Here is a 16,797-nt window from a genome sequence, read left to right on the forward strand (position 1 = left end):
GGCGAGTAAGAGAAATTCACTCTGCCGGTATCGGGTGTGCTTATGGCTCGCGAGGCGACGACTCCGACCGGGATATTGGATGTCCTTATGAGGGCAGAACAAATCCGATCTATGCGTGCGTCGGCCTCCGCACGTAGTTTTCCGCCGCTCTTCTTGATTGCAAAAGAGCCCTGCGGATGGGATTTTTGAACTATCGAACGGCGTTGGTGACGGGCGCGTCCTCAGGTATCGGGGCTGCGACGGTTCGGTGCCTCTGCGCCGAGGGGCTCGAGGTTCATGCGCTGGGGCGCGACGCTCGCCGGCTGGCCGGCCTGTCGGCCGAGACCGCATGCCGCGTGTCTGCGATCGATGTGAACGATCTCGATGCCTTGACGCGGCTTGCGAGTTCGGCCGAGTTCGATGTCCTCATCAACAACGCCGGCCAGTCGCGGCGCGGCAATATCCTGGATACCGCACCGGACGATGTCGACACGCTGGTTGACGTCAATCTGCGCGCGGTCCTGCACCTGACGCGGCTGATCGTACCCGGCATGGCGAGGCGCAACCGCGGCCATGTGGTCAACGTCTCGTCGGTCGCCGGCCACTACGCCTTCGGTGAGAACGCGACGACATTCAATTCATCCGTGGCCTATCACGCGACGAAGGCGGGCGTTCATTCGCTGTCGCAGCAGTTGCGGGTCGATCTCTACGGCACCCGTGTTCGCGTCACCGAAATATCGCCGGGCCGGGTCGCGACCAGCATCTTCCAAAGTCAAAGCGCTGCCGACGACCCGGATGCCCGCTTCGTCGGGGCGTTCGAGACGCTCGAGTCAGAGGACATCGCGGAAGCCATTGCGTTCGCGGTGGGGTCGCCGGCGCGGATGAATGTCGCGATGATCGAGATTGTACCCACGTTCCAGGTCGTCGGCGAACTGCGATTCGCGAGCCGATCCGAAAGCGTGCGATTGAAAGAAATGAAAAGTGGAGCTGACGATGCCTGAACTCGCAAACCGTCTCAAGACCGTGAAGATATCGGCCTCGGCGGCGATGACGGACAAGGCGCGTGAACTCCGCGACGCAGGCATCAAGATCGTCGGCCTGTCGTCCGGGGAGCCCGACTTTCCAACGCCGCTGCATGCGATCGAGGCCGCGCATCGGGCCGCGCTGGCGGGCGATACCAAGTATCCCGCGCAGCCTGGGACCGTCGCGCTGAGGACCGCTGTCCAGCGAAAGTTCAAGCGCGAGAACAATCTCGACTACGCCCTCGACGAGATCCTGATCGCGAATGGCGGCAAGCAGATCATCTTCAACGCGCTGTTCGCCACCTGCAATCCCGGCGACGAGGTCGTCATTCCGTCGCCGGGCTGGATCACCTACGCGGACATCGTGCTCCTCGCCGAGGCGTCGCCCGTCGCCGTGCCCTGTCCGGAGAACAACCAGTTCAAGCTCCGGCCGGCGGACCTGGACGCGGCAATTACACCCCGGACGAAGTGGCTGATCCTGAATTTTCCCAACAATCCGACCGGCGCGGCATGCACGCGCGAAGAGATGCGCGCGATCGCCGACGTCATGCTGAAATATCCCGACGTCTGGATCCTCACCGATGACATCTATGAACATCTCACTTACGATGGTTTCAAGTTCTGCACCATCGCCGAGGTTGAGCCCAGGCTGAAGAATCGCGTCGTGACCGTCAATGGCGCGTCCAAGGCCTACGCCATGACGGGCTGGCGGGTCGGCTATTGCGGTGGCCCCAAGGACCTTATCGCGGCGATGAACAATGTCCACGGTCAGGCGACCGGCGGAATCTGCACCCTGAGCCAGGCTGCAGCGGTCGCGGTCCTGGACGGTCCGCAGGATTTCCTGAAGGAGCGCGCGGATATCTATCGCGACCGGCGCGATCTGGTGGTCAGGCTCCTCAATCAGATCCCCGGCATCACCTGTCACAAGCCCCAAGGGGCATTCTATGTGTTTCCGAACATCGCCGGGTGCATCGGCAAGACCACGAAAGCCGGGCGACGGCTGGAAACCGATGCCGACTTCATCTCAGCGCTGCTGGAAGAGCAGCATGTCGCGGCCGTGCCGGGCGGCGCCTATGGCATGAGCCCGTATTTCCGCATTTCCTACGCGACCAATACCGAAGCGCTCAAGGAAGGTTGCCGGCGCATCGCGAGCTTCTGCGAAGGCCTGCGCTGACCGGACGTCGCGATGTGAGAGGGCTTCGCCCCCGGCGAAGGGCGAAAGATGCTGCCAGCAGCACTCGTCGATCAATATCGGAGCAATATGCCGAACCAATTGTCATAATCGTTCGTAATGCCCCTAAACGAAGATGTTCTTGGTCCTGTAGGATGCCGACGCATAAGCTTCGTGGAAAGAGGGGTAGGCCTTGGTATCGCGCAGTCGAGGACGGCCAGCGATGACCACCAGCGACGATGCGGTGGCGGTTTTGGGTGCTGAAGCTCCACCGGCAGCCTGGCGGGGATCGCGGTGGCGTCTGGCTTTGCCGGTCGGGCTTCTTGCCGTCCCGATGTTGGCATTTCTCGCGTACTTCTTCTTCTATCCGGCGTTGGGGCTGCTGCTCTCGAGCATCCAGACGCAGGATAGCCGCGGCATTATCGGACGCCCGTTCACGCTTGCGCACTACGCACGTCTGATCAATGTGGAGCTTTATGCACGCGTGCTTTGGACGACGCTGCGGATCAGCATCATCACCTCGGCGCTCGCGACGGTGCTCGCCTATCCGGTCGCGCTGGTGATGGTCAAGAGCCGGCCGATGATTACGCGGATCATTACGCTGATCGTCATTGCGCCCTTGATCGTCAGCGTGGTCGTTCGTGGCTACGGATGGCAGTTGGTGCTTCAGAACGGTCCGAAAGGGATGTTGAACTGGGTCCTGATGACATTGCATGTCATCGACGCGCCCTTGTCGGTTCTGTACACCGAAGCGGCCGTCGTCATCGGGTCGCTGCACGTGTTCTTCCCGATGATGGTTCTGCCGCTGGCATCGGCGCTCGGTAAGATCGATCCCAACCTCGAAGATGCGGCCCGCATGCTCGGCGCGCCGTGGTGGAAGGTGTTCCTCCGGGTGACGCTCCCGTTGAGCATGCCCGGTTTCGTGGCGGGCTTTACCCTGGTGTTTTCGCTCACCGCCGGCTCCTTCGTCATTCCCGCGATCCTGGGTGGCGCCTCGGCGATCATGCTTGGCAATTTGATCGAGCAGCAGATCTTCGTCGTCTACGATTGGCCATTCGGCGCTGCGATTGCCGTCGTTCTCGTCGGCCTCGTCCTCGCGGTCAACGGTGTCTCGATGTGGCTTCTGGAAGGCCGGCGTCTCAGGAGGCCCGACTGATGGACGAACGATTTTCCGGCTTCGGCGCCTTCATCCTCTACACAATTACCGCCGGCATGATGCTGTTCATCCTGGCACCGCTTGTCCTCGTCATGGCGGTGTCGGTCTCCGATTCCTATTTCGTGACCTTTCCTCCGCAAGGCTTCACGCTGAAATGGTATGCCAAGGTCCTCCAGGATCGCGACTTCCTTGAGGCGATGAGGCTGAGCATCCTGCTCGCGCTCGGCACGACGGCGGGGTCGCTCCTGCTCGGCGTGCCGGCGGCCTTTGCGCTGGTGCGCGGCAACTTCTTCGGTCTGGCGGCGATCAAGGGGTTTCTGCTGTCGCCGCTGATTTTCCCGGCGCTGGTGACAGGCCTGGCGCTACTTCAGATCCTCACAAAGCTCGGCTCCCAGGATGCCCGGCTCAATCTTCTGATCGGGCACGTGGTCGTGACGTCGCCCTATGTCATCCGCACGGTCGTCACCAGCCTTCAGCTGGTGGACGAAAATCTGGAGGACGCCGCACGCACGCTTGGCGCGAACCGGCTGCGAACCTTCTGGCGCGTGACGCTGCCGCAGATCGCCTCCGGCGTCGCCGCCGGCGGGCTGTTCGCCTTCATGGTGTCCTTCGACAATTACCCGGTCACGATGTGGCTGGCGAATTCTGAATACTCGCCCGTGCCGCTCGTCTTGATGCGGCAACTGGTCAACGTCTTTGACCCTTCCGTGCCGGCGATGTCGACGATCATCATCCTCATGGCGATGGTCGGCGTCCTGCTGCTGGAGAAGCTGGTCGGCCTTCGCCGCGCGCTGGCTGCCTGATGTACATTGGTAGATGGAGATTGAAATCATGAACCTGACACGTAGGACTCTCATTAAAGCCGGTGCATCCGCGGTTGCCTTCCCGACGATCATCAGCCGGTCGTGGGCGCAGGACGCCAAGCAACTGCATGTCGGCGTCTACAATTCCGCGCTCGGCAAGCTGATCCAGAAGGAGGTCATTCCCAAGTTCGAGGCTGAATTCAAGTGCCGCGTCTTCACGATCGAAGGCGCCACGCTCTCCAACATCGCCGCCCTTCGCGCGACCCGTGATACGCCGCGCTTCAGCATGATGATGATGGATGACGTCGGCATCCCCCAGGCCAAGCAGGAAGGACTGATCGACAAGCTCGACGCCAGCAAAATCCCCAACCTCGAGAAGGTCTATCCGCGCTATCTCTTCGAGGACGGCTACGGCGTCGGCTTCTCGATCTCCAGCGCGGCCATGTTCATAAATCCGCAAGTGACGAAGCCGCTCGAGAGCTATGAGCAGATCTTCGACGCAAAGTATCGCAAGCAGATCCTGCTGAATACGCCCAAGAACACCCAGAGCGTGCTGATGCTCATCGTGGCGACGGCGCTCACGACGGGAAAGGCGCTGAAGGAGGCGCAATACCTGGTCGATAGCGGCTGGGACAAGCTCGCGACTCTCAAGCCCAACGTCCTGACCATCTACGACAGCGAGGCGCAGGTGCTGCAGGTGGCCCAGGGCCAGGCGACGATCGGCGGCATCGAATACTCGAAGGCGATCTATCCACACACGGCCAAGGGCATGCCGCTCGACATGACCTTCCCCAAGGAAGGTGCGTTCACCGGCATCAACAGCATGACGTTGGTCAAGAATGCGCCCGAGCCCGAGCTCGCTCGTGCCCTGATCAACCGCATTCTCGAGCCCTCGATCGCCAAGATGCTGTCCGAGCAGACTCTCAGCGCGCCGTCGGTAGGCGGCATCGACTTTAAGCCGGAGACGGCCAAGTTCCTTGCCTATCCCGACACCAAGGCAACCGATCTCGGGCTGTTCACGCCGGACTGGAAGTTCATCGTTCCGCGCCGCGGTCCCTGGCTGGAGCGCTATAATCAGGTGTTCACGAGCTAGGCAGGCTGCCATGAGGTCTTCCGAAGTCAGGCTTCACCGCCTCAGCAAGGAATACAACCGCACCGTTGCGGTCGACGACGTGTCGCTCGCGATCGAGCCCGGCCACATGGTCGCGCTGCTTGGTCCGAGCGGGTGCGGCAAGACGACCTGCCTTCGCATGATCGCGGGGCTGATCCGTCCGACATCCGGCGACGTCTTCGTGAACGACAAGAGGATGACCAACGTTCCGGTGCACCGCCGCAACGTCGGGATGCTGTTCCAAAACTACGCGCTGTTTCCTCATCTGACCGTCGAGGAGAACATCGCATTCGGCCTCGAGATGCGCGGGATCACAAAGGCGGATGCCGCAAGGAAGGTCAGTGAAGCCCTCAATCTCGTCCAGTTATCCAGCTTCGGGAAGCGCTATCCGGCGCAACTCTCAGGCGGTCAGCAACAGCGCGTCGCGCTGGGGCGCGCCCTGGTGATCGAGCCGGCGATGCTGCTGCTCGACGAGCCGCTGGGGGCGCTCGACAAGGGACTTCGCGAGAGCATGCAGGTCGAGTTGCGTGCCCTTCAGCGCAGGCTCGGCCTGACCACCATCATGGTGACCCACGACCAGGACGAAGCCCTGACGATGGCAGACAAGATCGTGGTGATGCGCGATGGCAAGCTCGAGCAGGTCGGCTCAGCCACTGAGATCTACCAGCGCCCGACCTCGAAATTCGTCGCGAAGTTCATCGGTGCTTCAAATCTGTTTGAAGGCCTTGTTGAGCAGCGAAACGGGAGCGGAGCGGTCATTCGGGTGTCGCCCGAATTGAGCCTTCAGGTTGACCAGATTCCACCATCGGCGACCGACGTCATGATTTCGATCAGGCCTGAAGCAATTGTGGTCGAGAAGGCCGTTCAGGGGACGGCGATGCAACGTGCAAACAGCGTGACGGCGCGTGTCGACCAAGCCATCTATCGAGGCTTCGTCAGTCATTATTATCTTAAAACAGAGAGTGGCGAGCAGATCATCGTGTTCGAGCAGAATCAGTCGCAACAGGCGGGACTTCGATACGCGGTGGGCGAAGAGGTTGTTGCGCGGTGGGAAACTCCGAGCAATCACGTTATTGCGCGCCACTGAAGCTCGGGGCGAGCGCCGAATGTACCGCCGCGGACCGCTACGATCGGTATCCGTGCGGACGTGTGGTGGAAGAACGGGGCCAACCAGTCGTCCTGCGGGCAATCGACATCGCTTATACCCGCAGATGAACATCGTGTTGGATCGGCATCCGCTGCTTGGCTAGACTCAAAAAGTGGCAGCGCGGTGGGCGTTGGACTGGCGAGGCGTTCTTGTCGATTAATCAACCCGGCGCTCCCTTTGTGGGCGCGATCGAGAAAAGCCCGAAGATCAGCCTGATCGGCACACTGGCGATGCTGATTGAGGCGCCGGGTGATTTTGACATGACTCAGCAAGGACGCGTCTGGGCCCTGGCTGATGCGCTATCGTCCTGGCCGAACGTCCAGGAGGCTGTCATTGGCGTCACCAATGTGTTGCTGGTATTTGAGCAGCCGCCTGACGATATCGGCGTGCTCAGCGCTTCAGTAGTCGAGCTGTGGCACCGTCTGCCAAGCCGCATGGCGGACGGAAAGCTCATCGAGATTCCTGTCGTCTATGGCAGTGAGTACGGATTCGACCTGCCTGCGGTCGCCATGCGCGCGGGATTGTCCGAACGGGAAGTCATCAGGATCCATAGCGACGGCGAATATACGGTCTGCGCGGTCGCGAGTTCGCCGGGGTTCGGTTACCTTCATGGCCTTGATCCGCGCATCTACATGTCACGGAAGTCCGTACCTTCGCTGAACATGAGCGCGGGCTCGGTAACCATCGGCGGGATGCAGACCGGCGTCGCAGTCCTGACCAGTCCAAACGGGTGGAATGCGATCGGCTGGGCCTCGGTTGCGATGTTCGATCCAGAGCGGACCCAGCCGTCTCTCATGCTGCCGGGTGACCGCGTTAGGTTCAGGATCGATCGGATCGAACTGTGATCGAGATATTGACCAGCCATGCGTTCAACACCATCCAGGATCGGGGCCGCCATGGCGCGCGCAGCCTCGGCGTGAGCACGTCAGGAGCCATGGATCCCGTCGCGCTCGAGGCCGGCAACGCGCTGCTCGGCAACGATCGCGATGCCGCCGGCATCGAGATCCAGACGTTCCCTTTCCGGCTGCGATTTTCGCGCGACACCACGTTTGCGCTCACCGGTGCCGATCATGACGCCACATTGGCAGGCGTTACTGTTCCATCATGGTGGTGCAGGCGGGCCAAGGCGGGCGATATCCTCTCGATCAGCGCGCCCAGGCGTGGCGCACGCGTCTACGTGACGTTTGGAGGGGGCATCGACTTGCCGCGCGTGCTGGGCTCGCGCAGCACCCATTTGCGCGCCGGATTCGGGGGGATGGAAGGACGCGCCTTGCAAGCCGGCGACATCGTGCCGGTGGGTGCGACACAGCGCGCGGACGACGGCCGCGTCGATTTTGGCGTCGAACCGCCCGATGTGGCGACCGCAGGCAGTGGTCTGCCGAAGGAGCGCGTGCTGCGGGTGCGTGTCATGCGAGCTGGCGAGCACGATCTATTTTCGGAGGCGATGCGGGCGACGTTCTGGTCCACGACATGGAAGATCAGCGCGCGGAGCGATCGGGGCGGATACCGTCTCACCGGAGGCAAGCTGACATTGGACGTTCCGGTCGAGATGCGCTCGCATGGCGTGGTGGCTGGCGTCGTGCAAGTGCCGCCGGCCGGCGAGCCGATCATCCAGATGAGCGACGCCAACACGGCAGGCGGCTATCCGAAGATGGCCGCCGTGATCCAGGCCGATCTCTGGCGCCTCGGCCAGGCGGCGCCAGGGTCGTTCATCGCCTTCAGCGAGGTCAGCTACCAGGACGCGGTCGCGGCCATGGCTCCCGTCAATGATTACCTCGCCAGGTTGCGAGCGACCGCGGATCTCTATCGAGCGCTTTAAGTGGACGTCAACAAGAACAAGAGCGGGTTGCGAACATGAAGATCGGCATCAATTCAGACATGGGCGAAGGCTTCGGCAACTATCGCATCTGCGACGACGAGGCGCTGATGGGCATCATCTCGTCTGCCAACGTGGCGTGCGGTTTCCACGCCGGCGATCCCATCATCATGGATCGGATGGTCCGCCTGGCGAAGCAGAAGAGGGTTGAGGTCGGCGCTCATCCGGGGCTGCCCGATCTGCTCGGGTTTGGCCGCCGCGTGATCCAGATGGACGCCGCCGAACTCGAGAAGCACATGGTCTATCAGATCGGCGCGCTGCAGGCGATTGCGACCAATGCCGGCCACCGCGTGACCCACGTCAGCTTCCATGCCGCGATGGGCAACATGGTGAATGCGGATCCGGACATGGCCGCCGTCGTCGCCCGCGCCATCGCCACCATCGATCGTGATTTCATCGTTTTTTCCCAGCCTGACGCCGGGATCGTGCGCGCCGCGCGCAAGGTCGGCCTGCGTGTTCTGACGCTGTTTCTGGCCGATCGCGCCTATGACGAGAACGCTCATCTGGTGTCCCGCAAGCTTCCCAATTCCGTCATCACCTCGCCCGAGGCCGTGGCCGAGCGGGTTCAGCGGTTCCTTGACAGCGGAACGGTGAAGACGATCGAAGGTAAATCGATCAAGGTCGAGGCGCGCTCGATCCTGATCCACAGCGACACCCCCGGATCGGTCAATCTCGCCGGCACGGTGCGCCGCGTGATCGAGCAGGGCGGCGGCGAAGTCACGCCCGCAACCGTATTGCTTAATTGATCGGGCTGCTCTCGGCGAGCGGGCGGATGCGCGCAATCGGTGTGCCGTAGCCGACCATTGCGCCGGTCTCGGCGATCACGGCATCGACGGTGCCGGCGGCCGGGGCAACGACGGGTGCATACAGCAATCCGATCTTGACCAGGCCGATGATCGCACCGGCCTCGATGCGCTGGCCAGGCGCGACGAACGGCTTGTCCCGCCAGGGATGAGCCGCGAGGAAATGTCCTGCGACATCGGCCTTCGCAATGATGGGGTTGTCTCCGGTGGGATCGGCCGCGGCGGCAAGCCTCGGAGACGCAGCCCTCCGAGCGGCCGTGTCCATGACAAGCTTCAAGGACTGTCCCGGCTCCTCGATCTCGATCGCCTCGACACCGGACCTCTCGAGGATCTGCGCCAGACGCTCGATGTCGGTCATCTCTATCGGCATGTTCGGATCTCCTCGACAAGACGCACGCTGGCCCTGAGCCGATCGAGATAGGCGGACATCTCGGCCTCGGCCGCCAGTGCGTCGGCATAGGCGGTCTGCTCGAACCGCAATTTCGCGCCGAGCCTCGCCTGCCCGACGCGCCACAGGTCCGCCCTGATCACGGTCGCGATCTTCGGATAGCCGCCGGACGTCTGCGCGTCGCGCATCTGGATGATGGGCTGTCCGTTTGGCGGAATCTGGATGACGCCGGGGACGATGCCGTGAGAGCGTTTCTCGATCGGCGCCTTCGGCTTCACGGCGGGACCTTGCAGACGGTAGCCGTAACGGTTGCTCTGCGGCGTGATCTTCCAGCTGCTCGACCAGAAGCGCTGCTGCGTGGCGGCGTCGAACGCGTCATATTCGCCGGCGATCACGACCCTGACGATGGTCTCTTTCGCGGATGCGTTCGACCGTGCAAGCGTGATATCGGCCGGCTCGACTCCGAGCTCGCCGACGGTCGCGGTGGACACGGCGCAAGGCAGGATATCGCGGGGCTGCAGCGGCCGTCCGTGAAAGCCGCCGAACTCGCCACGAAACTGCGTGCTGCGCGATCCCAGCACCACAGGCACGTCGATGCCGCCGACGACGGTCAGATAGCTTCGCGCGCCGCGGGGCATCGCCTTGATGCTCAGAATGTCTCCGGCGCGGGCGTGCGACCGCCACCATGGCGGGATTGTGCGTCCTGCGATCTCGGCCTCGACCCCGGCGCCCGTGAGCGCGAAGGTCATGTCCCGGCCGAAGCGGAGCCTGAACGGCAGCATCGGGATTTCGATGCCGGCGGCGTTCTCGTCGTTGCCGAGAAGGACGTTGCCGGCGCGCAGGGCGACGTCGTCCATCGCGCCCGACGTGCCGACTCCAAAGCGGTATTGGTCGAAGCGGCCCAGGTCCTGCACGCTGGCCGGACCGACGACTGACAGGATCTCGATCAACGGATCACCCGTTCAATCTCGAAGCGAATGGTATCGCCCGGCGCGAGCGCGGCCGGTGTCGGCCAGGACGGATCGAAGAACGTCCAGGTGGTGTGCCCGATGGCGTGCCAACCGCTGGGGCCGGGCGATGCGGAGACGCCGGTCTGCGATCCGCCGATGGACACCGAGCCGCCCGCGGAACGCTGTAGCGGCGTCTCACGCCGCGGCATAGTGATGCGCGGATCCATGCCGCCGAGATAGCAGTAGCCGGGATGGCTGCCGAGTGCGAACACCGTGTAGAGCGGCGCGGCATGGATCGACACCACGTCGTCGACCGACAGGCCGCAATGATTGGCGACCGCCTGAAGCGACGATCCGATCTCACCGCCATAGGTGACCGGCAGCCTGATCTCGCGACCGTCGATCGCGAGGCCATCCGTTTCGTCCCAGCCGTCGTTGAGGGCGGCGATCAAGGTATCTAGCTCGCGGGGCGGCGTCTCGAAGGTCAGCATCAGGTTGGTGATGCCGGGAATCGCCTCGCGGATCCCCGGCCATTTCGACGCCGTCGCTGCCAGCGACCAGATGCGCCGCTGATGCGGCAGGTCGAACGCCCCAGGCGCCTCGAACAGGAGGGCCGAGGTCCCGAGCAGGCTGAACCGCGGTCGGTTGGGCGTCGTCATTGCGCGGCCACCCGCGCATTCATCCAGTACTCAAGATGATGAATGTCGTAGCCGCCGCGGCAGAACGTCGTATCCGAGAGGATCGCCTGATGCAACGGCACATTGGTCCGGATGCCGTTGACGCGCAGTTCAGACAAGGCAACGCGCGCACGCGCCAAGGCTTCATCGCGGGTGCCGCCATGGGCGATCAGCTTGCCGATCAGCGAGTCATAGTGACGCGGAACGGTGGCGCCCGCGGTGATATGGGAATCGACGCGGATGCCGATGCCGCCGGGAACGTCCCAGCGCGTCACTGTGCCAGGCGAGGGCGCGAAGGTGGCGGGGTCTTCGGCATTGATGCGAAATTCGATCGCATGACCCACACGCGCGATGTCGTCTTGCGAGATCCCCAGCGGCTCGCCTCGCGCGATCCGGATCTGCTCCTTGACGATGTCGATCCCCGTCGTCATCTCGGTGACGGGATGCTCCACCTGGACGCGCGTGTTCATCTCGATGAAGAAGAACTGCCCGTCCTCGTAGAGGAATTCGAAGGTGCCGGCGCCGCGATAGCCGATCCGCCGGCAGGCTTCGACGCAAGTTAAGCCCACTCGTTCGACCAGCGCGCGGTCGATGCCGGGCGCGGGAGCTTCCTCGACGACCTTCTGGTTCCTGCGCTGTAGGGAGCAATCGCGGTCACCGAGCCAGAGATGATTGCCGTGCTGATCGCACAGCACCTGGATCTCGATATGGCGGGGCTTTTCGAGGAATTTCTCGATGTAGACCGCAGCGTTCTTGAAGGCTTTGCTCGCCTCCGCGCGCGTCAGCGCGAGCGCCTCGTCCAGTCCGCCTTCGTTGCGCACGACCCGCATGCCGCGGCCGCCGCCGCCACCGGCGGCCTTGATGATCACGGGGTATCCGATTTCTCGCGCGATCGCGCGCACTTCCGCCGGATCATCCGGCAGGGCGCTATCCGGCCCGGGCACGCAAGGGACGCCGGCCGTCCGCATTGCGCGCTTGGCCGCGACCTTGTCGCCCATGGTCCGGATGCAATCCGCAGGAGGGCCGATGAAGGTGAGACCGGCGCGCGCAACCCGATCGGCGAACTCTGCACTCTCCGAGAGGAATCCGTAGCCCGGGTGAATCGCCTGGGCACCGCTGACTTCAGCGGCGAGCAGGATCGCCGCGGCATTCAAATAGGTGCTGCTCGCAGGCGCCGGCCCGATGCAGAGCGCCTGGTCGGCGAGCGCGACATAGCGCGCGTCGCTGTCCGCCTCCGAGTGAATGACGACCGTCTTGAGACCCATGGCCCGACAGGCGCGCTGGATGCGAAGTGCGATCTCACCGCGGTTGGCGATCAGGACCTTGTCGAACATCAGGAGGAACCCGCAGGGTCGATCCGAAATAGAGCCTGCCCCGCTTCGATCTCGTCACCGTTCTCCGCAAGGATGGCAAGCACGACACCGGGGGCCTGGGCGGCGATGTCGATGAAGGTCTTCATCGCCTCGATGATGCATATCTTCTGCCCGGCCTCGATCCTCGCGCCGACCTCGACCAGCGGTGGCTCATCCGGCGCCGCAGCCCGGTAGAAGACGCCATGCATCGGCGCGGGCACGACAACGTCGGCTGTGGCCGAGGCGGGAGCTTCGGGAGGAGGGCTCTCTTGGCGATTGAGGGCGGGAGCCGGTGCCGGGACCGGGGGCGCTCCCGCAGACGCGCGCTTGAGGATGCGAATGCGGGTTCCGTCCTGCGTAAGGTCCAGCTCCGCGATGGAGGAGCGTGCAACCAGAGCCACGAGTTGTTCGATTTTGGGGAGGTCCACAGTCACGCTCCGCGTTGACGGCAGGTCGAGTTCGGGGCGTTCATGCGTTACTCTGCCGGAGGCCGGCTCTTCTGCGCGAAATTGAGGCCGCCGACGACTTGCTGGGTCGGCAGGACTTCCATGAAGGCGACATTCATGCGCGCCGGCGATCCAACCGCGAACGCGATCGAATTGGCGATGTCCTCGGGCTGGAGTGCATCATAATCGTCGAAGAAGCGGCGCTTGGCTTCGGCCAGATCACCCAGCAGCCGTCCGAAAACTTCAGTCTCGACCCGGGCCGGCGAAATCTCGGTGACGCGAACCCTGGTTCCGAAGAGGTCAACGCGCAATTGCTGCGACAGCGAGTGAATGCCCGCTTTCGTGGCATGATACACGGTGTTTCCACCGCCAAATGCGTAGTGGCCGGCGATGGAGGAGATGTTGACGACATGGCCGCGGTCGCGGCGCGCCATGCCCGGCACGACGAGCCGCGTCAGATGCAGCACCGCGCGCAGATTGACGTCGATGAGCGCATCGACATCCTCCGGCGTCGTGTCCAGGATATTGCCGCGCCGGGACTGGCCGGCGTTGTTGACCAGGACGTCGAACTCGGTTGACTTCGCCAGTGCCGCAAGCGCGTCGAGGTCGCTGATGTCCACGGCGCAGGGGCGGCATCCGGTCTCCGTGGACAGGGCGTTCAGGCGAGCGGCATCGCGTGCCACGGCGTAAACTTCGAGCCCTTCCGCACTCAGGCGGCGAACCGTCGCAGCGCCGATCCCCGAGGACGCGCCCGTCACCAGGGCCGTTCGATAGTCCGAAAATCCCATCCACAGGGCTCCTCTGCTACCGTCCAACCCCCAATGGCGTCGGCTGCAACGCGAGCGGCGGACGAGTGCAGCACTACCTATAGGCCCCTCAGGTTCCAGGTGGTAAGAACATTTCCTTCTGATCCCATAGCTTCAGCCTATTGCTGCTGCATTGCTCCCTGTCTGGATATCCGGAGGCGCCGTATTGGATACGAAACGTTTGGAGGCATTCATCAAGGTCGTGGATCTTGGCAGCATGACGAGCGCGGCAAAGGTGTTGAATGTTGCGCAGCCGGCCTTGAGCCAGCACATTGCGAGCCTGGAGGCGGATTTCAAGTGCAAGCTGCTCGATCGCAGCGCCCGCGGAGTCAAGCCTACCGAGGCCGGGCGAATCCTCTATCGCTATGCCAAGTCGATTCAGCGGCAGATCGAAGAGGCCCGGCGCGCTATTCTGGACAACAAGCCGGAGTTGACCGGCAACGTCACGATCGGTCTGGCCCCGCTCAGCTCGGCGACATTACTTGCGGCGCCGCTACTGGCGCAGGTCCGCGAACGCTTTCCCGGCATCGTGCTGCACATCTACGACAGCTTCGGGATCGTGCTCAGCGAAATGATGCTGAAAGGCGGCCTGGACATGGCCGTCCTTTACGGCGATCGTCCGGTGACCGGTCTCGATTACAAGCCGCTGATGCAGGAGCCCTTCTTTTTCGTCGCGCCGCGCGGCATGCTTCCGGAGCAGCCGCAGTCGGACAGCGTTTCCGCGGCGGAGGTCGCGCAGTTCGACCTCATTCTTCCGTATCGTGAATCCTTTCTGCGGCAGGCGGTCGAGCGGGTCTGCGCCGAGGTTGGGCTCCGGCCGCGCATTGTCGCCGAAATCCATTCGCAATCGACCCTCTGCTCCGCGATTGCGGCCGGAATGGGCGCCACCGTGCTGCCCCTCTCCATCGCGAACGCGCTGCCGAACCAGGACGAGCTCTGCATTCGCAGGATCGATGCGCCTGCGGCCTCGCTTCGGATGTCGCTCTGTATCTCGGACAATGCGGCTTTGTCCGACTCTGCTTTCGCCGTCTACAAGGTTCTGTTGGAGATCATCGGCGAAAGGTGGGGCACCTCGCCCGGAGGGCTCTTCCAGAAGCCGCTTGCCTCGACACCTTAGCAAGGACATTCATTTCGATCGGGATGGGGCCGCCGTCCACCTGTCGGCGACGGGTGAAACGTCGCGACAATGCGCGCGACCTATAACGAAACGCAATGCGGCAATCCTGAAATATGAATTTGCCGCCTCAAGGCGGTTGGGTATGGAGGTGTAACGGAGATCGTGGGCGCAAGGAGGTTACCATGGTGCATGTGATCAGGACATTCGATCGGCCAGCCGCCGAACTTGTCGAGCGCATCAAGCAGTTTCCTCCGTCCACCCTGCACGAGGCGCAGGGGCGATCGGGCGCGCTGAGCTCCCGCATCAAGCCGATCTATCCCGGGATACGCGCCTGTGGGCCGGCGCTGACGGTGAGCTGCCATCCGGGCGACAACATGATGCTGATCACGGCGATTTCGCTGGCCAAGCCGGGCGACGTGCTTGTGGTGAGCGCAGGCGATCATCCCGAGCAGGGCGGCTTCGGCGAGGTGTTGGCGACGGCCTGCGTCGCCAAGGGTATTGTCGGCCTGGTCACGGATGCCGGCGTTCGCGACGGACCGGCGGTGCGCGACACCGGCTTCAACGTCTTCTCCTACGGCCTCTGCATGAAGGGCACCGTCAAGGAGACCCTCGGCTACATCAATCAGCCGATCGTCATCGGCGGGATTGCCGTCCGTCCCGGCGATATCGTGAGTGCCGATGATGACGGCGTCGTGATCGTGCCCAAGGAGAATATTGCGGACGTTTGCGTCAAGTCGGCGGCACGCGAGGAGAAGGAAGCCGGCGTGATGAAGGCGCTCAAGGCCGGCGGAGATATTCTCGAGCTGTCCGGCATCGGCAAGGTGCTGGAGGGCAAGGGCTGCACCTTTGCCTGAGCGATTACGCGCCGCAAGCGCGCAATGATGGGAGATCAGGTGTCAGCCATTCTCGGCTCGGGGGAGCATCGCTACCGCGTCGTCGACTATTGGGCGAAACTGCCCGATGGCTGGCAGCTCACCGATGTCGCCTCCGTCGCGGTCGACAGCCGCGACCGCATCTACGTGTTCAACCGCGGCGCCCATCCGATGGTGGTGCTCGACCGTGAGGGCAACTTCTTGCGCAGCTGGGGTGAAGGCCTGTTCTCGCGTGCCCATGGCCTGCACATCGATGCGGACGACCATCTCTATTGCACCGATGACGGTGACCACACCGTGCGCAAATGCTCGCCCGACGGCAAGGTGCTGCTGACAATCGGCATCCCCGAGAAACCGGCGCCATTCATGAGCGGCGATCCCTTCCATCGCTGCACCCATACGGCGCTGTCGCCGAAGGGCGAGATCTACGTCTCCGACGGCTATGGCAATGCCCGCGTGCACAAGTTCACGCCGGACGGCAAGCTGATCAAGAGCTGGGGTGAGCCGGGCACCGACCCCGGCCAGTTCAACATCGTGCATAATATCGTCACCGACGCCGACGGCTGGATCTACGTTGCCGACCGCGAGAACCACCGCGTGCAGGTGTTCGATGGCAACGGCAAATACGAGACGCAGTGGAATAACCTGCACCGGCCCTGCGCGCTGTGCTGTTGCGGTGGCGGCAAGAGCCCGACCTTCGTGATCGGCGAGCTCGGGCCCGCCATGGCCGTCAACCGCAAGGTGCCCAATCTCGGCCCGCGGCTGTCGATCGTGGACGCAAAGGGCAACCGCATCGCGCGGCTCGGCGGCGAGGATGGCCCCGGTCTTGCGAGCGGCAAATTCCTCGCGCCGCATGGCATCGCACTGGACTCCAGGGGCGACATGTATGTCGGCGAGGTCGGCGTCACCGACTGGAAGACCAATTTTCCGGACGAGGACATGCCGGCCGTGGTCCGCACAACGCGTTGCTTGCAGAAGCTGGAGCGCGTAGCGGACGTTCCTCGCTAAAGGCGAACCCCGACGGCAGGCCGGGCGCGGCCGGCAGAAATCTAATCATCCCAACGTGTTCCGACGGCTGCCCTGCGCCGGCGCTGCGTCCGGTTGCCATATCGTCCCGTGCT

At 63.4% G+C, this 16,797-nt stretch carries 18 protein-coding genes; 12 read left to right on the forward strand and 6 right to left on the reverse strand.

Annotated features, from left to right (window positions below; genetic code table 11):
• Nucleotides 1–176: 176 nt before the first annotated feature.
• The 9 genes from IVB18_RS13285 to IVB18_RS13325 all read left to right on the forward strand — a co-directional run bounded on the left by IVB18_RS13285 (nucleotide 177) and on the right by IVB18_RS13325 (nucleotide 9,011).
• The gene (locus IVB18_RS13285) at nucleotides 177–980 is read left to right on the forward strand and encodes an SDR family oxidoreductase (protein ID WP_247989546.1); all 804 of its coding nucleotides are present in this window, start codon (nucleotides 177–179) and stop codon (nucleotides 978–980) included.
• Nucleotides 973–2,175, forward strand: coding sequence for a pyridoxal phosphate-dependent aminotransferase (locus IVB18_RS13290; protein ID WP_247989547.1), 1,203 nt, complete (start codon nucleotides 973–975; stop codon nucleotides 2,173–2,175). Before IVB18_RS13285 ends, IVB18_RS13290 begins: the two co-directional genes overlap by 8 nt.
• A 220-nt stretch (nucleotides 2,176–2,395) precedes the next feature.
• Nucleotides 2,396–3,328: an ABC transporter permease gene (locus IVB18_RS13295; RefSeq protein ID WP_247989548.1), complete on the forward strand. Its 933-nt coding sequence runs from the start codon at nucleotides 2,396–2,398 to the stop codon at nucleotides 3,326–3,328.
• A complete protein-coding gene (locus IVB18_RS13300) occupies nucleotides 3,328–4,131 on the forward strand; it encodes an ABC transporter permease (protein ID WP_247989549.1) in 804 nt (267 codons plus the stop codon). Before IVB18_RS13295 ends, IVB18_RS13300 begins: the two co-directional genes overlap by 1 nt.
• Before the next feature lie 28 nt (nucleotides 4,132–4,159).
• Nucleotides 4,160–5,224 (forward strand): extracellular solute-binding protein, encoded by a 1,065-nt coding sequence (locus tag IVB18_RS13305; protein WP_247989550.1) that lies wholly within the window; start codon nucleotides 4,160–4,162, stop codon nucleotides 5,222–5,224.
• Nucleotides 5,225–5,234: 10 nt separating this feature from the next.
• Nucleotides 5,235–6,329, forward strand: coding sequence for an ABC transporter ATP-binding protein (locus IVB18_RS13310; RefSeq protein WP_247989551.1), 1,095 nt, complete (start codon nucleotides 5,235–5,237; stop codon nucleotides 6,327–6,329).
• A gap of 239 nt (nucleotides 6,330–6,568) precedes the next feature.
• Nucleotides 6,569–7,234, forward strand: coding sequence for a 5-oxoprolinase subunit PxpB (gene pxpB / locus IVB18_RS13315; protein ID WP_247989552.1), 666 nt, complete (start codon nucleotides 6,569–6,571; stop codon nucleotides 7,232–7,234).
• Nucleotides 7,231–8,208, forward strand: a complete 978-nt coding sequence (locus IVB18_RS13320) for a biotin-dependent carboxyltransferase family protein (protein ID WP_247989553.1) — start codon at nucleotides 7,231–7,233, stop codon at nucleotides 8,206–8,208. The genes pxpB (IVB18_RS13315) and IVB18_RS13320 overlap by 4 nt, the downstream gene beginning before the upstream one ends.
• Before the next feature lie 35 nt (nucleotides 8,209–8,243).
• A complete protein-coding gene (locus tag IVB18_RS13325) occupies nucleotides 8,244–9,011 on the forward strand; it encodes a 5-oxoprolinase subunit PxpA (RefSeq protein WP_247989554.1) in 768 nt (255 codons plus the stop codon).
• Here the strand turns inward: IVB18_RS13325 and IVB18_RS13330 are convergent.
• Genes IVB18_RS13330 through IVB18_RS13355 form a run of 6 tightly spaced genes read right to left on the reverse strand, consistent with a single transcriptional unit; the run spans nucleotide 9,004 to nucleotide 13,669 of the window.
• Nucleotides 9,004–9,438: an acetyl-CoA carboxylase biotin carboxyl carrier protein subunit gene (locus tag IVB18_RS13330; protein WP_247989555.1), complete on the reverse strand. Its 435-nt coding sequence runs from the start codon at nucleotides 9,436–9,438 to the stop codon at nucleotides 9,004–9,006. The two genes, IVB18_RS13325 and IVB18_RS13330, sit on opposite strands and share 8 nt — an antisense overlap.
• Nucleotides 9,429–10,406: a biotin-dependent carboxyltransferase family protein gene (locus tag IVB18_RS13335; RefSeq protein ID WP_247989556.1), complete on the reverse strand. Its 978-nt coding sequence runs from the start codon at nucleotides 10,404–10,406 to the stop codon at nucleotides 9,429–9,431. Before IVB18_RS13335 ends, IVB18_RS13330 begins: the two co-directional genes overlap by 10 nt.
• Nucleotides 10,403–11,065, reverse strand: a complete 663-nt coding sequence (pxpB, locus tag IVB18_RS13340) for a 5-oxoprolinase subunit PxpB (protein ID WP_247989557.1) — start codon at nucleotides 11,063–11,065, stop codon at nucleotides 10,403–10,405. The genes IVB18_RS13335 and pxpB (IVB18_RS13340) overlap by 4 nt, the downstream gene beginning before the upstream one ends.
• A complete protein-coding gene (gene accC, locus IVB18_RS13345) occupies nucleotides 11,062–12,417 on the reverse strand; it encodes an acetyl-CoA carboxylase biotin carboxylase subunit (protein ID WP_247989558.1) in 1,356 nt (451 codons plus the stop codon). The genes pxpB (IVB18_RS13340) and accC overlap by 4 nt, the downstream gene beginning before the upstream one ends.
• Entirely contained in the window at nucleotides 12,417–12,863 is a 447-nt protein-coding gene (locus tag IVB18_RS13350) for an acetyl-CoA carboxylase biotin carboxyl carrier protein subunit (RefSeq protein WP_247989559.1), read from the reverse strand. Before IVB18_RS13350 ends, accC begins: the two co-directional genes overlap by 1 nt.
• A gap of 47 nt (nucleotides 12,864–12,910) precedes the next feature.
• Nucleotides 12,911–13,669, reverse strand: coding sequence for an SDR family oxidoreductase (locus IVB18_RS13355; protein WP_247989560.1), 759 nt, complete (start codon nucleotides 13,667–13,669; stop codon nucleotides 12,911–12,913).
• Between the two features lie 184 nt (nucleotides 13,670–13,853).
• Between IVB18_RS13355 and IVB18_RS13360 the strand changes: the two genes are divergently transcribed.
• From IVB18_RS13360 to IVB18_RS13370, 3 genes are all read left to right on the forward strand, one after another.
• On the forward strand, nucleotides 13,854–14,804 hold the full coding sequence (locus tag IVB18_RS13360; protein ID WP_247989561.1) for a LysR substrate-binding domain-containing protein: 951 nt from the start codon (nucleotides 13,854–13,856) through the stop codon (nucleotides 14,802–14,804).
• Between the two features lie 182 nt (nucleotides 14,805–14,986).
• Nucleotides 14,987–15,658, forward strand: a complete 672-nt coding sequence (locus IVB18_RS13365; RefSeq protein ID WP_247989562.1) for a 4-carboxy-4-hydroxy-2-oxoadipate aldolase/oxaloacetate decarboxylase — start codon at nucleotides 14,987–14,989, stop codon at nucleotides 15,656–15,658.
• A 39-nt stretch (nucleotides 15,659–15,697) separates the two neighbouring features.
• On the forward strand, nucleotides 15,698–16,684 hold the full coding sequence (locus IVB18_RS13370) for a peptidyl-alpha-hydroxyglycine alpha-amidating lyase family protein (protein WP_247989563.1): 987 nt from the start codon (nucleotides 15,698–15,700) through the stop codon (nucleotides 16,682–16,684).
• Nucleotides 16,685–16,797: the final 113 nt, after the last annotated feature.

The organism is Bradyrhizobium sp. 186 (assembly GCF_023101685.1).
In the GTDB taxonomy this organism is placed as follows: domain Bacteria; phylum Pseudomonadota; class Alphaproteobacteria; order Rhizobiales; family Xanthobacteraceae; genus Bradyrhizobium.

What these genes read in the sequence shown, in the direction of transcription:
- IVB18_RS13285 (WP_247989546.1), top strand. Translation starts at nt 177, where the DNA reads ATGGGATTTTTGAACTATCGAACGGCGTTGGTGACGGGCGCGTCCTCA.
- IVB18_RS13305 (WP_247989550.1), top strand. Translation starts at nt 4,160, where the DNA reads ATGAACCTGACACGTAGGACTCTCATTAAAGCCGGTGCATCCGCGGTT.
- IVB18_RS13295 (WP_247989548.1), top strand. Translation starts at nt 2,396, where the DNA reads ATGACCACCAGCGACGATGCGGTGGCGGTTTTGGGTGCTGAAGCTCCA.
- IVB18_RS13365 (WP_247989562.1), top strand. Translation starts at nt 14,987, where the DNA reads ATGGTGCATGTGATCAGGACATTCGATCGGCCAGCCGCCGAACTTGTC.
- pxpB (WP_247989557.1), bottom strand. Translation starts at nt 11,065, where the DNA reads ATGACGACGCCCAACCGACCGCGGTTCAGCCTGCTCGGGACCTCGGCC.
- accC (WP_247989558.1), bottom strand. Translation starts at nt 12,417, where the DNA reads ATGTTCGACAAGGTCCTGATCGCCAACCGCGGTGAGATCGCACTTCGC.
- IVB18_RS13300 (WP_247989549.1), top strand. Translation starts at nt 3,328, where the DNA reads ATGGACGAACGATTTTCCGGCTTCGGCGCCTTCATCCTCTACACAATT.
- IVB18_RS13355 (WP_247989560.1), bottom strand. Translation starts at nt 13,669, where the DNA reads ATGGGATTTTCGGACTATCGAACGGCCCTGGTGACGGGCGCGTCCTCG.
- IVB18_RS13290 (WP_247989547.1), top strand. Translation starts at nt 973, where the DNA reads ATGCCTGAACTCGCAAACCGTCTCAAGACCGTGAAGATATCGGCCTCG.
- IVB18_RS13325 (WP_247989554.1), top strand. Translation starts at nt 8,244, where the DNA reads ATGAAGATCGGCATCAATTCAGACATGGGCGAAGGCTTCGGCAACTAT.
- IVB18_RS13330 (WP_247989555.1), bottom strand. Translation starts at nt 9,438, where the DNA reads ATGCCGATAGAGATGACCGACATCGAGCGTCTGGCGCAGATCCTCGAG.
- IVB18_RS13310 (WP_247989551.1), top strand. Translation starts at nt 5,235, where the DNA reads ATGAGGTCTTCCGAAGTCAGGCTTCACCGCCTCAGCAAGGAATACAAC.